General features: G+C 69.1%; 12 protein-coding genes and 2 pseudogenes. 2 read left to right on the plus strand and 12 right to left on the minus strand.

Translation table 11 applies throughout. From position 1 onward, the window contains the following. Positions 1-19: 19 nt before the first annotated feature. The 5 genes and pseudogenes from ACIRRA_RS28915 to ACIRRA_RS28935 form a co-directional block, all read right to left on the minus strand. On the minus strand, positions 20-3,508 hold the full coding sequence (locus ACIRRA_RS28915; RefSeq protein ID WP_402774425.1) for a protein kinase: 3,489 nt from the start codon (positions 3,506-3,508) through the stop codon (positions 20-22). 47 nt (positions 3,509-3,555) lie between these two features. Further along, complete coding sequence (locus ACIRRA_RS28920) at positions 3,556-3,771, minus strand: hypothetical protein (protein ID WP_402774427.1); 216 nt, start codon at positions 3,769-3,771, stop codon at positions 3,556-3,558. 446 nt (positions 3,772-4,217) lie between these two features. Next, positions 4,218-4,856, minus strand: coding sequence for a Uma2 family endonuclease (locus ACIRRA_RS28925; protein ID WP_402774429.1), 639 nt, complete (start codon positions 4,854-4,856; stop codon positions 4,218-4,220). Positions 4,857-4,972: 116 nt separating this feature from the next. After that, the gene (locus ACIRRA_RS28930) at positions 4,973-5,647 is read right to left on the minus strand and encodes a cupin domain-containing protein (protein ID WP_402774431.1); all 675 of its coding nucleotides are present in this window, start codon (positions 5,645-5,647) and stop codon (positions 4,973-4,975) included. A 148-nt stretch (positions 5,648-5,795) separates the two neighbouring features. Beyond that, positions 5,796-5,930: pseudogene (locus ACIRRA_RS28935) on the minus strand (23S rRNA (adenine(2503)-C(2))-methyltransferase RlmN); the annotation flags it as partial. A 264-nt stretch (positions 5,931-6,194) separates the two neighbouring features. Between ACIRRA_RS28935 and ACIRRA_RS28940 the strand changes: the two are divergent. Next, a pseudogene (locus ACIRRA_RS28940) lies at positions 6,195-6,365 on the plus strand (IS701 family transposase); the annotation flags it as partial. A gap of 33 nt (positions 6,366-6,398) precedes the next feature. Here ACIRRA_RS28940 and ACIRRA_RS28945 read toward each other — a convergent pair. Next, complete coding sequence (locus ACIRRA_RS28945; protein WP_402774433.1) at positions 6,399-6,794, minus strand: VOC family protein; 396 nt, start codon at positions 6,792-6,794, stop codon at positions 6,399-6,401. 64 nt (positions 6,795-6,858) lie between these two features. On the opposite strand from ACIRRA_RS28945, the gene ACIRRA_RS28950 reads away from it, so the two are divergent. Beyond that, positions 6,859-7,461: a helix-turn-helix transcriptional regulator gene (locus ACIRRA_RS28950; protein ID WP_402774436.1), complete on the plus strand. Its 603-nt coding sequence runs from the start codon at positions 6,859-6,861 to the stop codon at positions 7,459-7,461. A 181-nt stretch (positions 7,462-7,642) separates the two neighbouring features. Here the strand turns inward: ACIRRA_RS28950 and ACIRRA_RS28955 are convergent, their stop codons facing one another. From ACIRRA_RS28955 to ACIRRA_RS28980, 6 genes are all read right to left on the minus strand, one after another. After that, positions 7,643-7,894, minus strand: a complete 252-nt coding sequence (locus ACIRRA_RS28955) for a hypothetical protein (protein ID WP_402774439.1) — start codon at positions 7,892-7,894, stop codon at positions 7,643-7,645. 43 nt (positions 7,895-7,937) lie between these two features. Then, on the minus strand, positions 7,938-9,047 hold the full coding sequence (gene rlmN, locus ACIRRA_RS28960; protein WP_402774442.1) for a 23S rRNA (adenine(2503)-C(2))-methyltransferase RlmN: 1,110 nt from the start codon (positions 9,045-9,047) through the stop codon (positions 7,938-7,940). A 73-nt stretch (positions 9,048-9,120) separates the two neighbouring features. Next, the gene (gene fxsT / locus ACIRRA_RS28965) at positions 9,121-12,162 is read right to left on the minus strand and encodes an FxSxx-COOH system tetratricopeptide repeat protein (RefSeq protein WP_402774445.1); all 3,042 of its coding nucleotides are present in this window, start codon (positions 12,160-12,162) and stop codon (positions 9,121-9,123) included. Between the two features lie 6 nt (positions 12,163-12,168). Continuing rightward, on the minus strand, positions 12,169-13,407 hold the full coding sequence (locus ACIRRA_RS28970; RefSeq protein WP_402774447.1) for an aKG-HExxH-type peptide beta-hydroxylase: 1,239 nt from the start codon (positions 13,405-13,407) through the stop codon (positions 12,169-12,171). A 147-nt stretch (positions 13,408-13,554) separates the two neighbouring features. Beyond that, positions 13,555-13,719, minus strand: coding sequence for a hypothetical protein (locus tag ACIRRA_RS28975; RefSeq protein ID WP_402774451.1), 165 nt, complete (start codon positions 13,717-13,719; stop codon positions 13,555-13,557). Positions 13,720-13,956: 237 nt separating this feature from the next. Beyond that, positions 13,957-16,362, minus strand: coding sequence for an SAV_2336 N-terminal domain-related protein (locus ACIRRA_RS28980; protein ID WP_402774454.1), 2,406 nt, complete (start codon positions 16,360-16,362; stop codon positions 13,957-13,959). Between the last annotated feature and the right edge of the window lies 1 nt (position 16,363).

The raw sequence follows: 16,363 nt of genomic DNA on the forward strand, positions 1-16,363 counted from the left end.
CACATCCAGCGAAGTCACTCTAGATCGTCTGGGCGGCATCGGCTTCCGCCAGGGCGCGGAGAAAGGCGGGTGGGACCTCGGGCCAGTCGGGGTGCCAGTGGCCGGCGGCCTGGTCGGTGGCGAGGGCGGCGAGGGTGGCGACGACGTGGGGGCCGCCGTCGAGAATGTAGCGGACCGAGCCGTGTTCGGCGCACTGGGCGGTGACGGTGGCGAGCAGGGTCTTGGCGGCGTCGGTGCGGCCGGTTGCGGCCAGGCAGGCGACCAGGAGGCGGCGGGCCTTCAGGAGTTCGCGGGGGCGGCGGACGGCTTCGAGCTCGTCGACCCATTCCTGGGCCCAGGTGCGGGCCAGTTCCCGGGATTCGGTGGCGGATTCGGCCAGCAGCAGGCGGATGGCGGTGAATTCCTCGTAGAGGACGGTGAATTCGTCGATGGGGTCGATCGGGGTGCGGCGGTGGGCGTGGTCGACCACAGCGAGCGGGCCGAAGTCGGGGTGCGGTGGCAGGCCCAGGCGTAGCCGCTCGTTCTCGACCTCGGCGCGCAGGCGGGGCAGCGACATCGAATCGGCCACGCGCGCACCCTCGTTCAGGCGGCGGATGGCGGCGGCGCGGTCGCCGCGCAGCGCCTTCACCCGGGCGCCCACCACGTAGCGGGCCAGTTTGAAGTCGACGACACCGGCGTCGGCGCCCAATTTGTAGCCCTCGTCGAGCAGGCGCTCAGCCTCGGCGACCTCGCCACGCTCGTAGAGCAGTTCACCGAGCAGCGATCCGGCCAGGCGGGCGCCGTAGGAATGGCTGCCGCCGGATTGCTTGGCGATCCTCAGAGCGCTGCGGAAGTACTCCTCGGCGCGCGGAATGTCGAGTTGCAGGCTGGCGGCCAGGCCCAGAAAGCACAGGCCGTGAACATTGTTGTAGTAGCCCTTGTTCCGGCGCATGTACGGCGCCGACCACTCCTGGATGCGGATCGCCTCCTCGAAGTCGTAGCGGTAGCCCGCGGCGAAACTCGCGCAGTTGGCGCCGATGGCCACCACATACGGTGAGAGCTCGTCGGCCATGGCGAAACACGGTGCGAGCCAATCCTCCACGCCGGTAAGCACATCCGCGCGGACCGTCACCACCGCGTGCACCACGCCCGCTTCGGCGCGCAGCCGGGCCGCAGTCCGCGGGTCGAGGTCGCCGCGCTCGAGCGTGTCTTCCGCCAGGGACAGCGCACGTTCGGCCGGACCGGCCCGGTGCAGCAGGATGTTCGCCCACGCCAGATCCAGTTGCAGCCGCGGATGGGATTCGATGACGGTCGGCGGCAGCTTGTTCACCAGGCCGATGAGGCTGGCCATCTGACCGTATTCGAGCAGCGACATGCCGTCGCGCTCCACGATTTCGACCGCGCGCTGCTCGTCGCCGGCCAGCAGGGCGTGGTCCACCGCCTCGCTCACGTGCCGGTGCCCGGCGAACCACTCCGAGGCCGCGCGGTGCAGGCGATCGATCTCCTCGGGCCGATCGTGTTCGAGCCGTTGCCGCAGGAAGTCCTGGAACAGCTGGTGGTAGCGGAACCACGGGCCGCCGTCGACCCGGCGAAGGAACAGGTCCTGCTGCTCGATCCGTTCCAGCAGCGCCTGCCCGTCGGGCGCGCCGGTGAGCGCGGCGGCCAGCTCGCCGCAGGTGCGTTCGGTGACCGAGGTCGCCACCATGAAGTCGAGCACGCCGGGCTCGAGGGTCTCGAGCACGTTCTCGGCGAGGAATTCGCCGATGGCGTGGTGGCGTCCGGTGAGCCGCCCGATCAGCTGCCCGGGATCGTCACTGCCGCGCAGCGACAGGGCGGCCAGTTGCAGTGCCGCGACCCAGCCGCCGGTGGATTCGGTGAGGTCGGCCACGTCGTCGCGGTCCAGTTCCAGCCCGCCCAGCTCGACCAGCAGGGCATAGGCTTCGCCGGCGGTGAATCGCAGTGCGGCGGTGTCGATTTCCACCAGTTCGTCGCGGGCGCGCATGGAGCTCATGGGCAGGCCGGTCTGGTGGCGGCTGGTCACCAGCATGCGCAGCACCGGACTGCAGCTCTCGATCAGGAAGCGAAGCGCGGCCTGGGTATTCGGGTCGCTCACGCGATGCCAGTCGTCGATGACCACGGTCAGCCGCTCGCCGCGCTGGTCGATGTCGTTGATGAGCGAGGTGAGCACGAAGCGCCCCGCCTCGTCGCCGTGTTCCTCGAGCAGTTCGCCCAGTTCACGCGCCAGGGCGGGCCGGACCGCGCGCACCGCTTCGATCAGGTGGGAGAGGAACCACACCACATTGTCGTCGTCGCTGTCGACGGTCAGCCAGGCCACCGATCCCCCGGCCGCGGTGACCGCCGCGCACCATTGCGCCGCGAGGGTGGTCTTGCCGAAACCGGTGGGGCCGTGGACGACCGCGAGCCGGCGATCGCTACCCGAGCGCAGCGCGTCGAGCAGGCGCGGGCGGTCCACCAGGGCCCGGGTGAGGGTGGGCGGGCGCAGCCGGGTGGCCGGGACCGGCGGCGTGTTGGTGGTGGTGGTGCGGGAGCGCCGGCGCCCGGCCTGGGGCGGGGTGGTGCGGCCGACGGTCCGGGCCCGGTCCGCCGGCGGCGGCGGTTCCGCGGCGGGCACCGGAATCGGTATGTCGTCGGGCGGCAGCCCGTGCCGTTGCTGGATATCCCGCAGCGCCGCACCGAATTCGGCGGCGGAGCCGGGGCGTTGGGAGCGCTCGCGTGCCATGGCCGCCTCGATCGCCCCGGTGAGGTCGGCGGGCAGGCCCTCCCCGGTCAGGTCCGGCATCGGATGTCTGGTGATCCGCACGAACTGTGCGACCAGCTGTTCCCCGCTGCGCCGTTCGAACACCGCGTGCCCGGTGGCCGCGCAGAACAGGGTCGCCGCCAGGCTGTAGACGTCGGCGGTGACATCCGGGGCCTGCCCCTGCAGCACCTCTGGCGCGGTGTAGGCGGGCGACCCGGTGATGGTGCCCGCCGCGGTCTCGAATCCGCCTGTCAGCCGCGCGATTCCGAAATCGGCCAGCTGTGGCTCCCCGTACTCGGTGAGCAGGATGTTCCCGGGCTTCACGTCCCGGTGCAGCAGTCCCCGCCGATGCGCTGTCTCCAACGCCCCCGACAGCCGCACCCCGAGATGCAGCACCTCCGGCCATTCGACCGGCCCGCCCTGCTGTATCCGGGTGTCGAGCGACCCGTGCGCGTGGAACGGCATCACGATGTACGGCCGCCCGGTGTCGGTGGACCCGACCTCGAACACGGTCACGATGTTCGGATGCCCCGACAGCTTCCCCATGGCGAGCTGCTCGCGCACGAATCGTTCCAGGCTGTCGGATTCCAGGTCCGCGCTGAGCACCTTGATGGCGACGGTTCGCCCCAGCGCGTGCTGAAAGCAGCGGTACACCACGCCGAATCCCCCGCGCCCCACCTCGACCGCCTCCCCGAACCCGGCAGCCGCCAGTTCCGCCGCGAACCCGGAGGTCTCTTCGCGGCGCGTGGGGAACGGATCGACATGCGACACAGCGACCCCGATACGAGAACGAGCCAGTCACCCTGAGCATAAGCCGATCACCGCCACCGCGGGCCGATCTCCGGCCGCGTGAATCTGCGCCGCGCATCTGTCAGCCAGTCGGGCCGTTCCCGCCGCAGCCGCAGCACCTCCCCGACGGTCCAGCCGCAACCCAGTTCCGGCAGGTCCCCGACCGCGATGTTCAACCGCGCGGCCGCGGCCGCGCGCTTCAAGGGCGTTGCCGCCGAGGCACTTCGATTCCGCTTCGTTGTCATGGTCGTCAATGCTGGGGACGGTCCATGCGGCAGCGCGGCGGTTCGGCGACTTCGCACCCCTCGGTGGTTCAGTGCGGCCGGAAGAATTCCTCGGAGTCGTGGTCGAGGGGATGGAGTCGAGAGGATCGAAGAGCTCGATGCGGAGTTCCCCGAGCGTGATGTCGATGGCGGCGTCGAAGCGGGCGGCCGGCAGGCCGTCCGGCGCGCTCGTCGGAGGTTCGGTAACCATCGGTATTTCGTCGCCGAACTCGCTGTCGCGCGCTGAACTACATTTGCGTGCACCCTAACGGCGCTGTGTTGCAGCCAATCTCGGCATCGACGACCGGGAAAACGATGCCGGCCAGAGTCTCGGAGAGTGCCCAGAGCTCAGCGGCCACGGCACGGTCGCGGGATTTCGCGCTGGTCGCCCAACGGCGCCCGCGTCGGCGTTCCTGGAACGAAGTGGATCAGTCCAAGCCGAGATCAAGTTGATTCCAGCTGATCGTGACATCGAGCGGGTCCAGTACATCGACGGCCATCGCATCGCCGCGAGCCCGCAGCGCCGTGGTCTCCCGGACATAGGTGCCGTCGGCGGCGAGTCGCAGCATCTCGATCGACGTAACGGGACCGTCGTCCTGCACCATGCGAACGATCCAGTAATGCTGGATGCCCAGGCGCGCGTACTCCGCCCGCTTTTCCACCAGATCGGCCGAGATCGTATTCGGTGACACGACTTCGACAACCAACAGAGTGTCCGCGGCTGTCGGTTTGGTTTTCCATTTGCCTCGCGGCTCGTCGATACAGCGGTACACGATCGCATCCGGCCGCTTGTAATGAAAAGGCACATCGGAAACCAACATGTCCAGCTCACCGCTGGCGCGCAGACACGGCGCGCCCTCTGGACGCTTGGCCACCGCCTCGCGCAAGGCTGCTTTGATATTGTCGCTGATCGCAACATGATTCGGCGACGGCGATTCGCAATGGACGATCATGCCATCACGAATCTCCACGGTGCGCGCTACATCCTCGGGCATATCCAAGTACATGGACATATCGACGACGGGGATCGTCGTACGCAGCCACGACCAGTCGACGGCCTCACTCATGCTGTCAGCCTAGCGGGATCGTGCCGAATGCCCTCGGCCATCGGACCTTCACGCTGCGTCGGGTCAGCCCGCGATTCCGCCCCCGCCCGGATGCCGCGCGGGGGCGGGTGTGCGGGTCAGTGACGGCGCGCGTAGTCGGCGGCTGCCGCCCAGTCGACGAGGACGCATGGTTCGTCGCCGACGGTCCATGCGTCGTGTCCGGGCGGGCAGATCATGAAATCGCCCGCGCCGATCTCGCGTTCGGTACCGTCGTCCATCCGGATCCGCATCCGGCCGGACACGCAGTATCCGACGTGCGACGCCTGGCAGCTGTCCGTGCCGGCGATCGGCTTGACGTGGGTGGACCAGCGCCAGCCGGGCTGGAAGACACCGCGGCCGACCGATCCGGATCCTGCTTCGATGACTTCGAATCGGCCGCTACCCGACTCGAACACTCGCGTTTCGTCAGGTGTGTCGAAGCTTCTGACCTGCAGGCCCAACTCTTCGCGCGGGAGCATGTCGTCCTCGCGGACCAGGTCGAGGTTGCGGAACAGCGCGGGCCCGTCGCAGAGTGCGGCGAGGGATTCGGCGAAGCCGGTGGTCTCGGGCATGGCTGAGTTCGCCATGGCCTGTTCGTAGGACGGGAACTCCACGATCTGCATGTACGTGTTGTCCCGATCGCGATCCCTGGTCTCCATGCTGTGGGTCGCGGCCCGCTTCCCCTGCGTCGCCGTGAGCCACTCGTCGAGATTCTTGTTGAATTCGTCGAGCCGAGTGGTCGTGAACTCGATCGTTTGTACAAATTTCGTCATGGCGGTCACCTTCATCGATCAGCCGCCCCTGCAATGACGCTACGCCGCCACGACCAGCATGGATACCACAATTGCCCTTCGGGTCGCCCCCCGCCGAATCCAGCGGAGACAGCGAATTCTGCGTTGTCGGGGACCCGGAAGGTGCTCGCCCTTCAGCGGCCGGCTGACCGCAGGCTGCCGCGATTTCCTGGCCGCGAGTGTCGCACCCGGCGCACGGCACACCCCGCGCCTCGCTACGCCGAACGAATTCACGCTCAACGGGTTTGGTGCTCGCATCCCACTTCGCGGACCGCGGCGGAGTCCGCGGGCGCTATGGCGGCGAACTGGTTCCGCAGAAATTGTTGTGCACGGGGGAAGAACGCCGATTTCGGCCCCTCGTGGGCGGCCACCACCCACCCGTTGGCGAGCATCCGCCGCACCGGATCGGCGGATTGGCCCGATACCCGGATCACCCGCGCGCACCCTCGAACAGTTGCAATCTCGTCTCACACCCCCACCCACCCGAAAGATCAACTCCGACAGTAATTTACGTGCGAACCCCTGGTCGGTGGAGAACTGTCGGCTGGGTGTGTTCTGTGCGTACACGAGTGTGAAGGGCCGCACGCTGATCGACAGAGAGTTGTATCTGCCGAAGGCGGGGGCCACCGATCGGGACCGCTGCCGAGAGGCCGGGGTGCCGGACGAAGTCGAATTCGCCACGAAACAGTTTCTGGCACAAAAGGGCTCAGCGGTGCTCGATAGCCGCGAAAGTTTAGGTCCCAGCCACGGCGAACAGCTCGAGCTGCAGGCCGTCGGGGTCGCGGAAGCACAGAACCTTGCCGAACGGCGTGTCGGCCACCGGTGACCAGGTGACGCCACGTTCGTCCAGGAACGTGGACCACTCCTCCAGCGCGGCCGAGCTGTCCACCCCGAACGCCAGGTGATCGAGCCCCCTTTGGCTCGGGTGGTAATCCGAGCCGCCCTCGAGGTGCTGCTGGAACGCGAGAATGGTGCCCTTGGAATCCATGCAGATGGTCTCCAGGAAGTCATCGCAGTCGAGCGTGGTGATCGGCTGGAACCCGAGGAGGTCGCCGTACCAGGCGACGCTGGCGTCGCGGTCGCTGACCGACAGCGACAGGTGGGAAATGCCGGTGATCTGAGGGGACAAGACTCACTCCAATACTCCGAAACGGAGCATTAGAATACTCCGGAACGGAGTATTGTGACAAGGTATGGCCCTGACTACCACTTCGTATGCGATCCTGTCCCTGCTGGCCGTCCGTCCGTGGACGACCTACGAGCTCAAACAGCAGATGGACCGGAGCCTGCGCGCGATGTGGCCACGCGCGGGCAGCGTCCTCTACGACGAGCCCAAGAAGCTGGTGGAGCACGGCCTGGCGGTGAGCCGCGCCGAGTTCACCGGCCGCCGCAGGAGCACGGTGTACGAGATCACCGAGGCAGGGCGGCAGACGCTGCGGGAGTGGCTGGACGTGCCCGGAGCCGGTCCGGTCCTGGAGTTCGAGGGCCTGCTCAAAGTGGCGTTCGCCGACCACGGCGACCTCGACCAGCTTCGTGCCAACCTGGCCCGGATCAGGGCCGAGGCCGAGATCCGGATGGCCGCCGTCGCCGACCGGATGGCCGAATTCGAGCAGACCGGCGGCCCCTACCCCGACCGGCTCCCGGTCATCGCGTTGAGCGCTCGCTTCCTGCGCGAACAGAACGAGCTCCTGCTCCGCTGGGTCCAGTGGGCCGAACAGGAGACCGCCCACTGGACCGGCACGACCCCCGAGACCGGCGCTCGGGTACCGCCGGACGCGTTCTCGGATTCGGTGTGACGACGGCGACCGTCGGCCAGTGCCGAACTACCGGGTGATGCCGAGATCCGCGAGTCGCCCGAGGAAGGCCGGCCGGCGAGCGTGCCGATCGCACAGGTTCGCCGCACGGCAATCGAATTCGTTTGTGCGGCCGTCACGTTCGGCCAGCTCACGCAGATCGGCCGGCAGGTCGGCGGCTTCATCAATGGAAGTACAGATGCCCGTGTAGAACTCCGTCATCGGTCACGGCCGCCCAGCCACGCCCGCTCGCCGGTTCACACTCGTCGTTGCCTTCCCAGCTGAAACCTACGCCGTCACAACTGTCGTGTTGCTCCGGGCGATAATCCGTGCGGCCGTTTACGGCGATGATCGCGGACTCCCCTGTGCCGTTCGCCCGAAACTCGATGTACCCGGGACCGAGCAGATCGATCGCGTCGCGGTCCCAGCTGTCCATCTCCACGATCCGCCGCCGACCGAGCACAGCCCCCGATCCAGGGCTATCCCTCGGCGGCAAGTTGGCCGCACGCCGCTGCGATCTCCTGCCCCCGCGTATCCCGCACCGTACACGGCACGCCCTGCGCCTGCACCCGCTGAACAAACTCGCGTTCAACAGCTTTCGGGGACGCATCCCACTTCGAACCCGGTGTCGGATTCAGCGGGATCAGATTTACATGCACCCGCGAACCCAGCGCCTTGTGCAACTTCGAACCGAGCATGTCCGCCCGCCAGGGCTGGTCGTTGATGTCTCGGATCAGGGCGTACTCGATCGATACGCGGCGGCCGGACTTGTCGGCGTAATACCTGGCGGCATCGAGAACTTCGGCAACCGGCCAGCGATTATTGACCGGCACCAAGGTGTCTCGGAGTTCATCGTCGGGAGTATGCAGGGAGACTGCCAAAGTCACCGAGAGGTCCTCGTCGGCGAGCTTGCGAATAGCCGGAGCCAGGCCGACGGTGGAGACGACCACATTGCGCTGGGAGATGCCGAGGCCGTCGGGAGCCGGAGAGGTGATGCGGCGGACCGCGTTCACCACGCGCTTGTAGTTGGCCAGCGGCTCGCCCATGCCCATGAACACGATGTTGGACAGGCGGCCGGGGCCGCCGGCGACCTCACCGTCGCGCAGGGCGGCCGCAGCGGCGCGGACCTGGTCGACGATTTCGGCGGTGGACAGGTTGCGGTTCAGGCCGCCCTGGCCGGTGGCGCAGAAGGGGCACGCCATGCCGCAGCCCGCCTGGCTGGAAATGCACAGGGTGTTGCGGTCGGTATAGCGCATGAGCACGCTCTCGAGCAGAGTCCCGTCACCGGCGCGCCAGAGCGTCTTGCGGGTGGTGCCCTCGTCACAGACGACGTGGCGGACCTCGGTGAGCAGCGGCGGGAACAGCGCCTCGGCGACGGTGGACCGCATGGCCTCCGGCAGATCGGTCATCTGGGCCGGGTCGGCGACCAGCCGTCCGTAGTACTGGCGCGCGATCTGGTCGGCGCGGAACTTCGGCAGGCCGAGCCCCTCGACCACCGTCTTGCGCTCCTGCGAATCGAGGTCGGCGAGATGCCGCGGCGGCATGCCGCGACGAGGGGCGTCGAAAACGAGGGGCAAGGGGGTAGTCATAACCGTTCCAGTGTCCCATCCCCCGGCGGGCGGACGCCGTCCGGGGGAATCGCATTCGTCACAGTAAGCGCCGTCACATGGGTGGCGGCTCCACGTCACAGGTGCCCCGGATCCGGGCGGCGGCCGCCTGTGATTCCGGATGATCGGGGCCGAGGGTGGCCGCGTAGGCCTCCAGGGTGTCCTGTTCCAGGTTGTCCGCGGCCTCGATGCGGCCCAGCGCACGCCAATCCAGGCTGAGGTTGAGCGCGCACTGCAGGGTGTAGGGATGCCAGCCTCCGCGTGCCCGCCGCAGCCGCGCCAGGGTGTCGGCCCCGAGTTCGGCGGCCTCGGCCGTACGCCCCAGTCCGGCCAGATCCGAGGCCACGTCGGTCTGGGCGGCGAGGGTGTACGGATGATCGGGCCCCAACCGGTCCAGGAAGATCCGCGCACCTTCCCGATCCGCCTGCAGCGCTTCGTCATACCGCCGGAGCGCCCGCAGCGCCGCCGCGTGGTTGACGGCGCACGCGGCGGTGTACGGATGATCCGGCCGCACCGCCCGGCAGGTCCGGTACGCGTCGGCCGCGTGCCGCAACGCCTCACCGAGATCCCCGGTCATCCGGTGGTCATTGGCGACATTCGTTCGGGCGGAGACGGATTCGGGATGTTCCTCGCCGTACACCTCGACACAGTCGGCCAACGCCGCGCGCTGCATCTCGAGCGCCAGCGCGTACCGCCCGTACTTGCGGTAGGACACGGCGAGGTTCTTGCGAGCCCGCAGAATGTGCTGCTGCCGCGGATTCTCGAACAGCTCGGCGAAATCCCGCAGCACCTGCTCCTGCAGCACCACGGACGCCTCGACGTCGCCCAGTTCGCGGTGGTTGCGCGCAACATTGTTGACGCAGTGCAATTTCAGGACCGTTTCCGAGGCCAGCAGCGGGTCATTGCGGAACCGGTCGTAGTTCGCGACATCGGCGTCCATGGCATCGGCGAAGCGGCCGACCATCTGGTAGGCCACGGCCAGATTGTGCTCGGCGCGAATGGTCTCGATATGACTGTCGCCCAGATGATCTCGCGCCCACCGGAACGACTCCTCGTTGACCTCGACCGCTCCGGCCCAGTCCCCCGACGTGCGCATGCAGGCAGCCAGCAGATCGCTGGACCACACGTGTTCCTCCGGATACCGCTCGCGCTGCCGTTCCACTCCGGCCCGGGCCGCCGCCGCCACATCGCGGGCCTCGGCCGAACGGCCCAGCTGCCACAGGGCATTTCCGGTGACGACCCGGATGCGGACCACGCCGATGTGATCGGGCCCCAGCAGCTCCGAGTAGCTTTCCGCGGCCCGCAGGCCGAGCCCCGCGGCGGCGGTCAGTTCGCCCTGCACACCCAGCGCGTCCACCACATGCTGGATCAGCGCGGGCAGCTGCGCACAGGTACCGTGCGGATCGCCCACCTGCCGGCAGGTCAGCGCCTCGGAGATGTCGAGCTGCTGCCACAGCCACAGGTATCGCTGCCAGAGCACGGGCAGATCCGTGCGCTGTGGGTCGGCATCGCAGAGCATGCCGTGCACGATGTGCCGGTTCTCCTCCACGACGGCTGCGCCCAGATAGTCCCGGATGCCGTGCCAGGGCACAGCATGGATCTTCAGCGCCTGCCCGCGATCGGTGAACGGATCGCGGCATACGTCGGCCACCGAATCCCGGGTCGCGAGGGTGAGCACATTCCGGCGGCGGTGTTCGGCGATCAGCGCGTCCCGCAGTGGCGCGGGCAGCCTGCGCCCCGGTCGCCGCTCGGTGCCCGGTAGCTGGGAGATCAACAGTGCCAACGGGATCGGTTGCCCCTCCTGGAACGCGGTGAGCAATTGCAGCAGCCGCCCGGCGGCCCATTCGTCACTGCCCACCGGGGATTCGATCAGCGGCTGCACCACACCGCCGAAGATGAGGGCCGCCTGCCGGTACAACCCGTCCGCCAGCACCGGGAACGGTTTGTCGGCCACCGAGCGCACGAAGGTCTCGTCGATGACATCGGCGCCGCCCGCCCCGCGGTGCGCGAGCGCGTTCAGCAGCACCGGGCTGCCGTCGACGGCCGCGCTCAGTCCCTTGGCCAGATCGTCCGGGAGCGCCCGGACGTGCCGCTGCAGGAAGTCGATGCCCTCCTGCTCCGAGAAGCGCGGCACCGTGATCGGCTGCGGCTCATCCCAATCGCGGGCCTTCGACGTCAGCAGCACATGGCCGGGACCGTCCCACGGGATCACCTCGGACAGGCGTGCGGGCTTGCGCGGCAAGGGAAAACGCTCGCCCGCGGCCCGGTACCGGTCCGGCGTCACATTGTCGTAGATGATCAGGTAGCGCTTGCCGCGGGTCCGTAGCGCCTGCACCACATCCAGGTGCAGGGTCTCGCGCGGCAGCGAGTCCGGCAGGCCGAGCGGCTCGGCCAGCTTGCCCAGCTCGGCGCGCAGCACCGCGCCGTTCTCGCCGGGGATCCAGGCGATCAGATCGTATTGCGACCGGAAGCGGTGCACGTAGGCGGCGGCCAGCCAGGTCTTGCCGCTGCCGGGCCGGCCGGTCAGCACCACGACATTGTCGGCGTCCAGCCGGGCGCGGATGTCCTCCATCTCCTGCTCGCGGCCGAAGAACCAATCCGCCTGGTACTGAGGCATGGTCATGGATTGATACCCGGGGTACATCTGCTCCCGGGGGTAGCGCACCTGCAATCGGCCGGCCTGCCGCAGGGTCTCCGGAACGGTCTCGGAAGCCGTGTGGCCGAGCGCGTTCAGGACTCGCGCCCGTGCCTGCTGCGCGCTGGGCAGCACGCGGAGGTTGACCACCGGTATGCGGTCCGCGTCGGCGGGCACGTCGGCGGCTCCGACCAGGACGGCGAGCACGCCCGGCCGGTCGGCCAGCCGCGCCCAATCCTGGTGCGAGAACCCGGCCGCCCGGACGAAGTTCACGCTGACCACCAGCACCACCGTGCCGGCCGGCTCAGCGGGATCGGTCCCGTTCAGCCGCCGGGTGCGGACGTCGAGGCCGACGCCCGCGCACACCTGCTGAATCCACAGCCCCCAGACCGCGTCCTCGGGCGCGTGCACGACCACGATCGGCTGCTCGGCCGGAATCGGTTGCGGCGGAATCGATGCCAAGGGTCTCTACTCCGTTCGCCGGTTCGTGGCCGCGGTGCGGCCGTCGTGAAGCGCGGTGTGTCGCATGAGCTGGACGAAGCGGTGGCCGGTCGGGGTCAACCGGTCCGAGTGCAGCAGGGTGTCGCAGGCGTCGAGGGTCTGCTCGCGCACCAGGACGCCGTCGACGTGATAGCCCTGCTGCCGGGACGCCCGCGCATGCAGTCGCGCCACCGCGAGATGCGCGTAGATGCCGTGCAGGACAGCGCTGGCCGGCCGCGGCTCCCGGCGCCACGGCGAGGGTAGATCGGCCGCGCCCTCGACGGCGATGAGCGGCACGACCTCCATCAGCGCGCACAGCTTCGAGTGCTGGAATTCGTGCAGCAGTGCGGTCGCGGCGGCCAGATCGTCCGGCGGCAGCACCATGGCGGCCGCGCCGAAGGAGTCGGCCAGCGTGGAGCTGACGAAGCTGGACGAGCCCGGCGACCGCGGCATGATCGCCCGCATGCCCCGGCACAGCGGTCCCGCCAGCTCGGGCACGGTCTGCCGGAGCAGCTCCAGCGCGGGTTCGAACAATCGCTGCCAGTCGTCGAATTCGGACTCCGGGGAGGGCCGCCACCGATGCCGCGGATCGGCGGGCGCGAGGTCCGGCCAGGCCGCGGGTGTCGACGGCAGGTCGTCGAACTCCACGGTGACCACACCGTCCGGTAGGCGAGCGGCCAACCGCCGCACCGGCATCCACGGCTGTCCGATCTCGGGTGGCGTCGTCGAACCGGTGGAACGCACCCGGGCAGGGTCCGCGGCCGGGCCGGTCCAGCAGCCGAGTCCCGGCACCACGACGGTGTCCCCGCTCACCGGCAACCACAGGTCGAACGGGGTCCCCGTCCGGATCGCGGCCGCCGCGGCGAACGAGGCCAGGTGCGCGGCGGGCACCGCATCGCCGCCCTGGTCCGCTCCGCCGGCCGCGAGCGCCGCGGCGCACACCGCGGCCCAGGCCCCGAATCGCGGGTGCTGCAGGGTATCCCGCACCGCGTCCGGATGCGTGCGCTGCATATCGGCCAGCAACTCGAATGCGGTGCGCACAGAGTCATCGGCCACGGGTGCGCGGACGATGGCGGCCAGGAAGGCCAGGTTCCGGCTGAGGCGGGATCGTTGCAGCAGGCCCAGGGTGCCCGGCTCGTCGGACAGCCGCGCCAGAGCATCGATCTGGTCCGCCGGTACCGTCAGAGTCGCCAGCTGCTCTGTGCCGCAGCCCAATCGGGACCGCATGACCCGACCCGCCGCGCTGTCATGCGCCACCCGCGCTGCGCCCCTTCATATGCCACCTGCGCTGCCGATTCATGCGCGACCCGCGCTGTGCCGATTCATGCGCGACCCGCGCTGTGCCGATTCATGCGCCACCTGCGCTGTCACGATTCATGCGCCACCTGCGCTGTGCCCTGCGAAGTTGATCCCGGCGGATGCCCTGCGCGCCAGGGCGATCCGCAGCGCCCGCCCGATATCCGGCCGATCGGAACGAGCCAGCACATCCAGCGAAACATCGGACAAATCGGGAACACCACGCGCAGTCTCAGGCTCCATCGCACAACCTCCCCCGGGCGGATCCGACCGCTTCCGGTGTCGCGACCAGACCCCGCCGAACATGCGATCCGCCCACCTTCTGTTGACACCGGCGGCTGATTTCAACATAACCGAAACCTCCAATTGCCGGTAGCGCCTGGGAAATTGAGCAATCAACTGACTCCTGGACCTCCACAGCCCTCGGTCCGGCCGGACCCGCCCGCGCCCAGCGTGATCGCCGTCGGGTGCCGGCCTCCGTCATCGAGCGCCGGGCTCCGCTTCCGGCGGTGCCAGTTCCAGCAGAGCCCGCACCGCCGACAGCGCCGATCCGGGCTCGGCCACCACGTCCATCAGTCCGGGCAGGGCCGACAGCAGGATACCGACCAGGCGGTGAATCAAGCTGGTTTCCAACCGGCCGGTGGCCGCGCCCGACTCGACCCGCCGCACGAATTCGCGCGTCGCCTCGCTCAGTTCGATCCCGGCATCAGTCAATTGCGGTGCGGCATAACGGAAGTCTTCGAGGAGCTGCTCCGCCACCGTGGGGTCCGGATAGGCGGACAGCACCACGACATCCAGCTGTGCGCGCGCCAGTTTGAGCAACAGCACCGGCCCGCGCGACTCGTCGGCGCCCTCGGCGGCCACCCGATATCGGTCGATCGCCTCCCACGCGTACAGCGGTTCGGCGGCCACCTCGCAGCGCAGCACCAGGGCGTCCCCGAGTTGTTCGGAGACCTGGACGCCGAGCCGGCCGTGCGGTTCCACGGCCTCCACGGCAATGCGGAGCACCCGGGTCGAGTCGATGAGGAAGTCCACCCCGCCGACCGCCGAATACCGCCGGAACAGCAACCCGCCGAGTTCGGCCACGAATTCCGGACCGTCCTCCGCGTCGGGCATTTCGGTGAGCGCGGTCTTCGCCACCGCGATCGCCTCGTCCAGATCCGAGGTGTCGCCGAATCGCTCCCAGCGGACGCGCAAGAGCCTTGTCATGCTGTGCAGCACCGTGATTCGCGGCGCATACCCCATCGGGACCGAGGCCAGCGCGTACCGGCAGCGGGTGAGCGCGAGATCCGGATCGTCCAGCGCGACGGTTGCCACGGCATCACTCAGCACCGCGTCATAGCGGCGACGGTCGTCCTCGTCGGGTGGTTCGGTGGGCGGATCGGGAAAGCTCGGGGCAATGCGCCGCAGGGTTTCCGGAGACAGATAGGCGAAAGGCGCGCCACCGCCGGAGGACGGCTCGGAAACGGTGGCCCGGAAGACTTTTCCCGGCACGTCGTAATGCGTCTCGATGAATTGCGACACGGCATTCAGCACGCCGGTCGCCTCGCTGCGCGGCAGGGCGTCCCGCAGGATGGCCGCGACCTCCTGCCGGAAGACGAACACCCGACTGTCCTCGGGAATCGTGTAGGGCGGCGCGGAGGTCTCGGTGGCCTCCTCGATCAGGCCGCCCGCCAGCACCTCGGCCAGCACGGTCGCTCGGGTGCCGGGCAGCACCGCCCGCTGTACGAGCCGCATGATCGGCAGCAGCAGCGGCACCTGCGCCAGGCTGGCGGCCAGGCGGAAGGCGTCCGGCGAGGAGGCCGAACGGAACCGTCGCACCCGTTCCAGCGGACGATTCCCGAGTTCGGCGTTCTGCCGGGCGGCGAGCGTGCGCGAGCGGTCCGGATCGCTCGCCGGGCTGCTCAGCAGCGGGAAACCGGCGGCCCGGCGGCGGCCGGTGAGCAGGTCGGTCCAGGGCGCGATCCAGCCCGGCGTCATCTCCAGCACCGGAACGGGCATTGGGCCGGAACCCGCCGGCGCGACCACGCGCAGGGGCGAAGGACAGTTGAGGATCACCGGAGTTATTCGGCCCTGCTCCCAGTTCAGACCGGTCCTACTCCAGATGCTGCTGGGCAGCGGCTGGATGACCGCCACCGGGGACACCTTGGCCAGCTGCCGCAGTTCCGCCGCGGCCGTGCCCCACTGCCACGCGTCACCCAGGCAAGCGCTGAAGACCATGATCACCCGGCTGCCCGAGGCGTCGTAGAGTTCCGACAGCGCCCGGTCCGCGGGTTCCCGTGCGCCCGTGGCCAATCGGAGCGCGCCCTCTGCGTCCTCGTCCATATACCAGACCCGCACCTGGCGAAACCCGACCTTCTCCACCAGCTCTCGCACCGCGCGGGCCAAACCGCCCCAGGCGACCATGGACGGATGCCGGTCGAACACCAACGCGGCCTCGCGCCGGCGCACCAGTGCCGGCCGGGTGACCGGCCAGGCCACGCCCGTGCTCGCGCTGCGCTGCACTGTCGCGTCCTCGTCGAACTCGCGCTGGTCGGGATCGGGGAGTCGTTGTCCGAGCGGGCGGAATTCGCCCAGCAGCCGCAGCTCCGAATCCAGCGGTGCGGGTGCGGAGACCTCGATCTCCGCGCGGAAGGGCCAGCCGTAGGTGCGGCCGGGTGACGCGGCGGGCGCGGCCCGGGGCGCCACCGGCAGGTCCGGCGGCGACGTGGCCGGAATCGGCGAAATGGACTCGGCCTCAGGCGCTTCGGTCGGCGGGGGAGGCGACGGTGTCGCGGCCGCGGGCTGATCCTCGATGTGCTTGGCGAGCCACAGCGCCTCGGCGACCTGGTCGGGGTCCATCTCCAGCCCGCGCAAAGCCTCCAGCAGGTCGGACAGGCTTCCCACC

The organism is Nocardia sp. NPDC101769 (assembly GCF_044766925.1).
In the GTDB taxonomy this organism is placed as follows: domain Bacteria; phylum Actinomycetota; class Actinomycetes; order Mycobacteriales; family Mycobacteriaceae; genus Nocardia.

What these genes read in the sequence shown, in the direction of transcription:
- ACIRRA_RS28920 (WP_402774427.1), bottom strand. Translation starts at nt 3,771, where the DNA reads ATGACAACGAAGCGGAATCGAAGTGCCTCGGCGGCAACGCCCTTGAAG.
- ACIRRA_RS28925 (WP_402774429.1), bottom strand. Translation starts at nt 4,856, where the DNA reads ATGAGTGAGGCCGTCGACTGGTCGTGGCTGCGTACGACGATCCCCGTC.
- ACIRRA_RS28930 (WP_402774431.1), bottom strand. Translation starts at nt 5,647, where the DNA reads ATGACGAAATTTGTACAAACGATCGAGTTCACGACCACTCGGCTCGAC.
- ACIRRA_RS28950 (WP_402774436.1), top strand. Translation starts at nt 6,859, where the DNA reads ATGGCCCTGACTACCACTTCGTATGCGATCCTGTCCCTGCTGGCCGTC.
- ACIRRA_RS28955 (WP_402774439.1), bottom strand. Translation starts at nt 7,894, where the DNA reads ATGGACAGCTGGGACCGCGACGCGATCGATCTGCTCGGTCCCGGGTAC.
- rlmN (WP_402774442.1), bottom strand. Translation starts at nt 9,047, where the DNA reads ATGACTACCCCCTTGCCCCTCGTTTTCGACGCCCCTCGTCGCGGCATG.
- ACIRRA_RS28970 (WP_402774447.1), bottom strand. Translation starts at nt 13,407, where the DNA reads ATGCGGTCCCGATTGGGCTGCGGCACAGAGCAGCTGGCGACTCTGACG.
- ACIRRA_RS28975 (WP_402774451.1), bottom strand. Translation starts at nt 13,719, where the DNA reads ATGGAGCCTGAGACTGCGCGTGGTGTTCCCGATTTGTCCGATGTTTCG.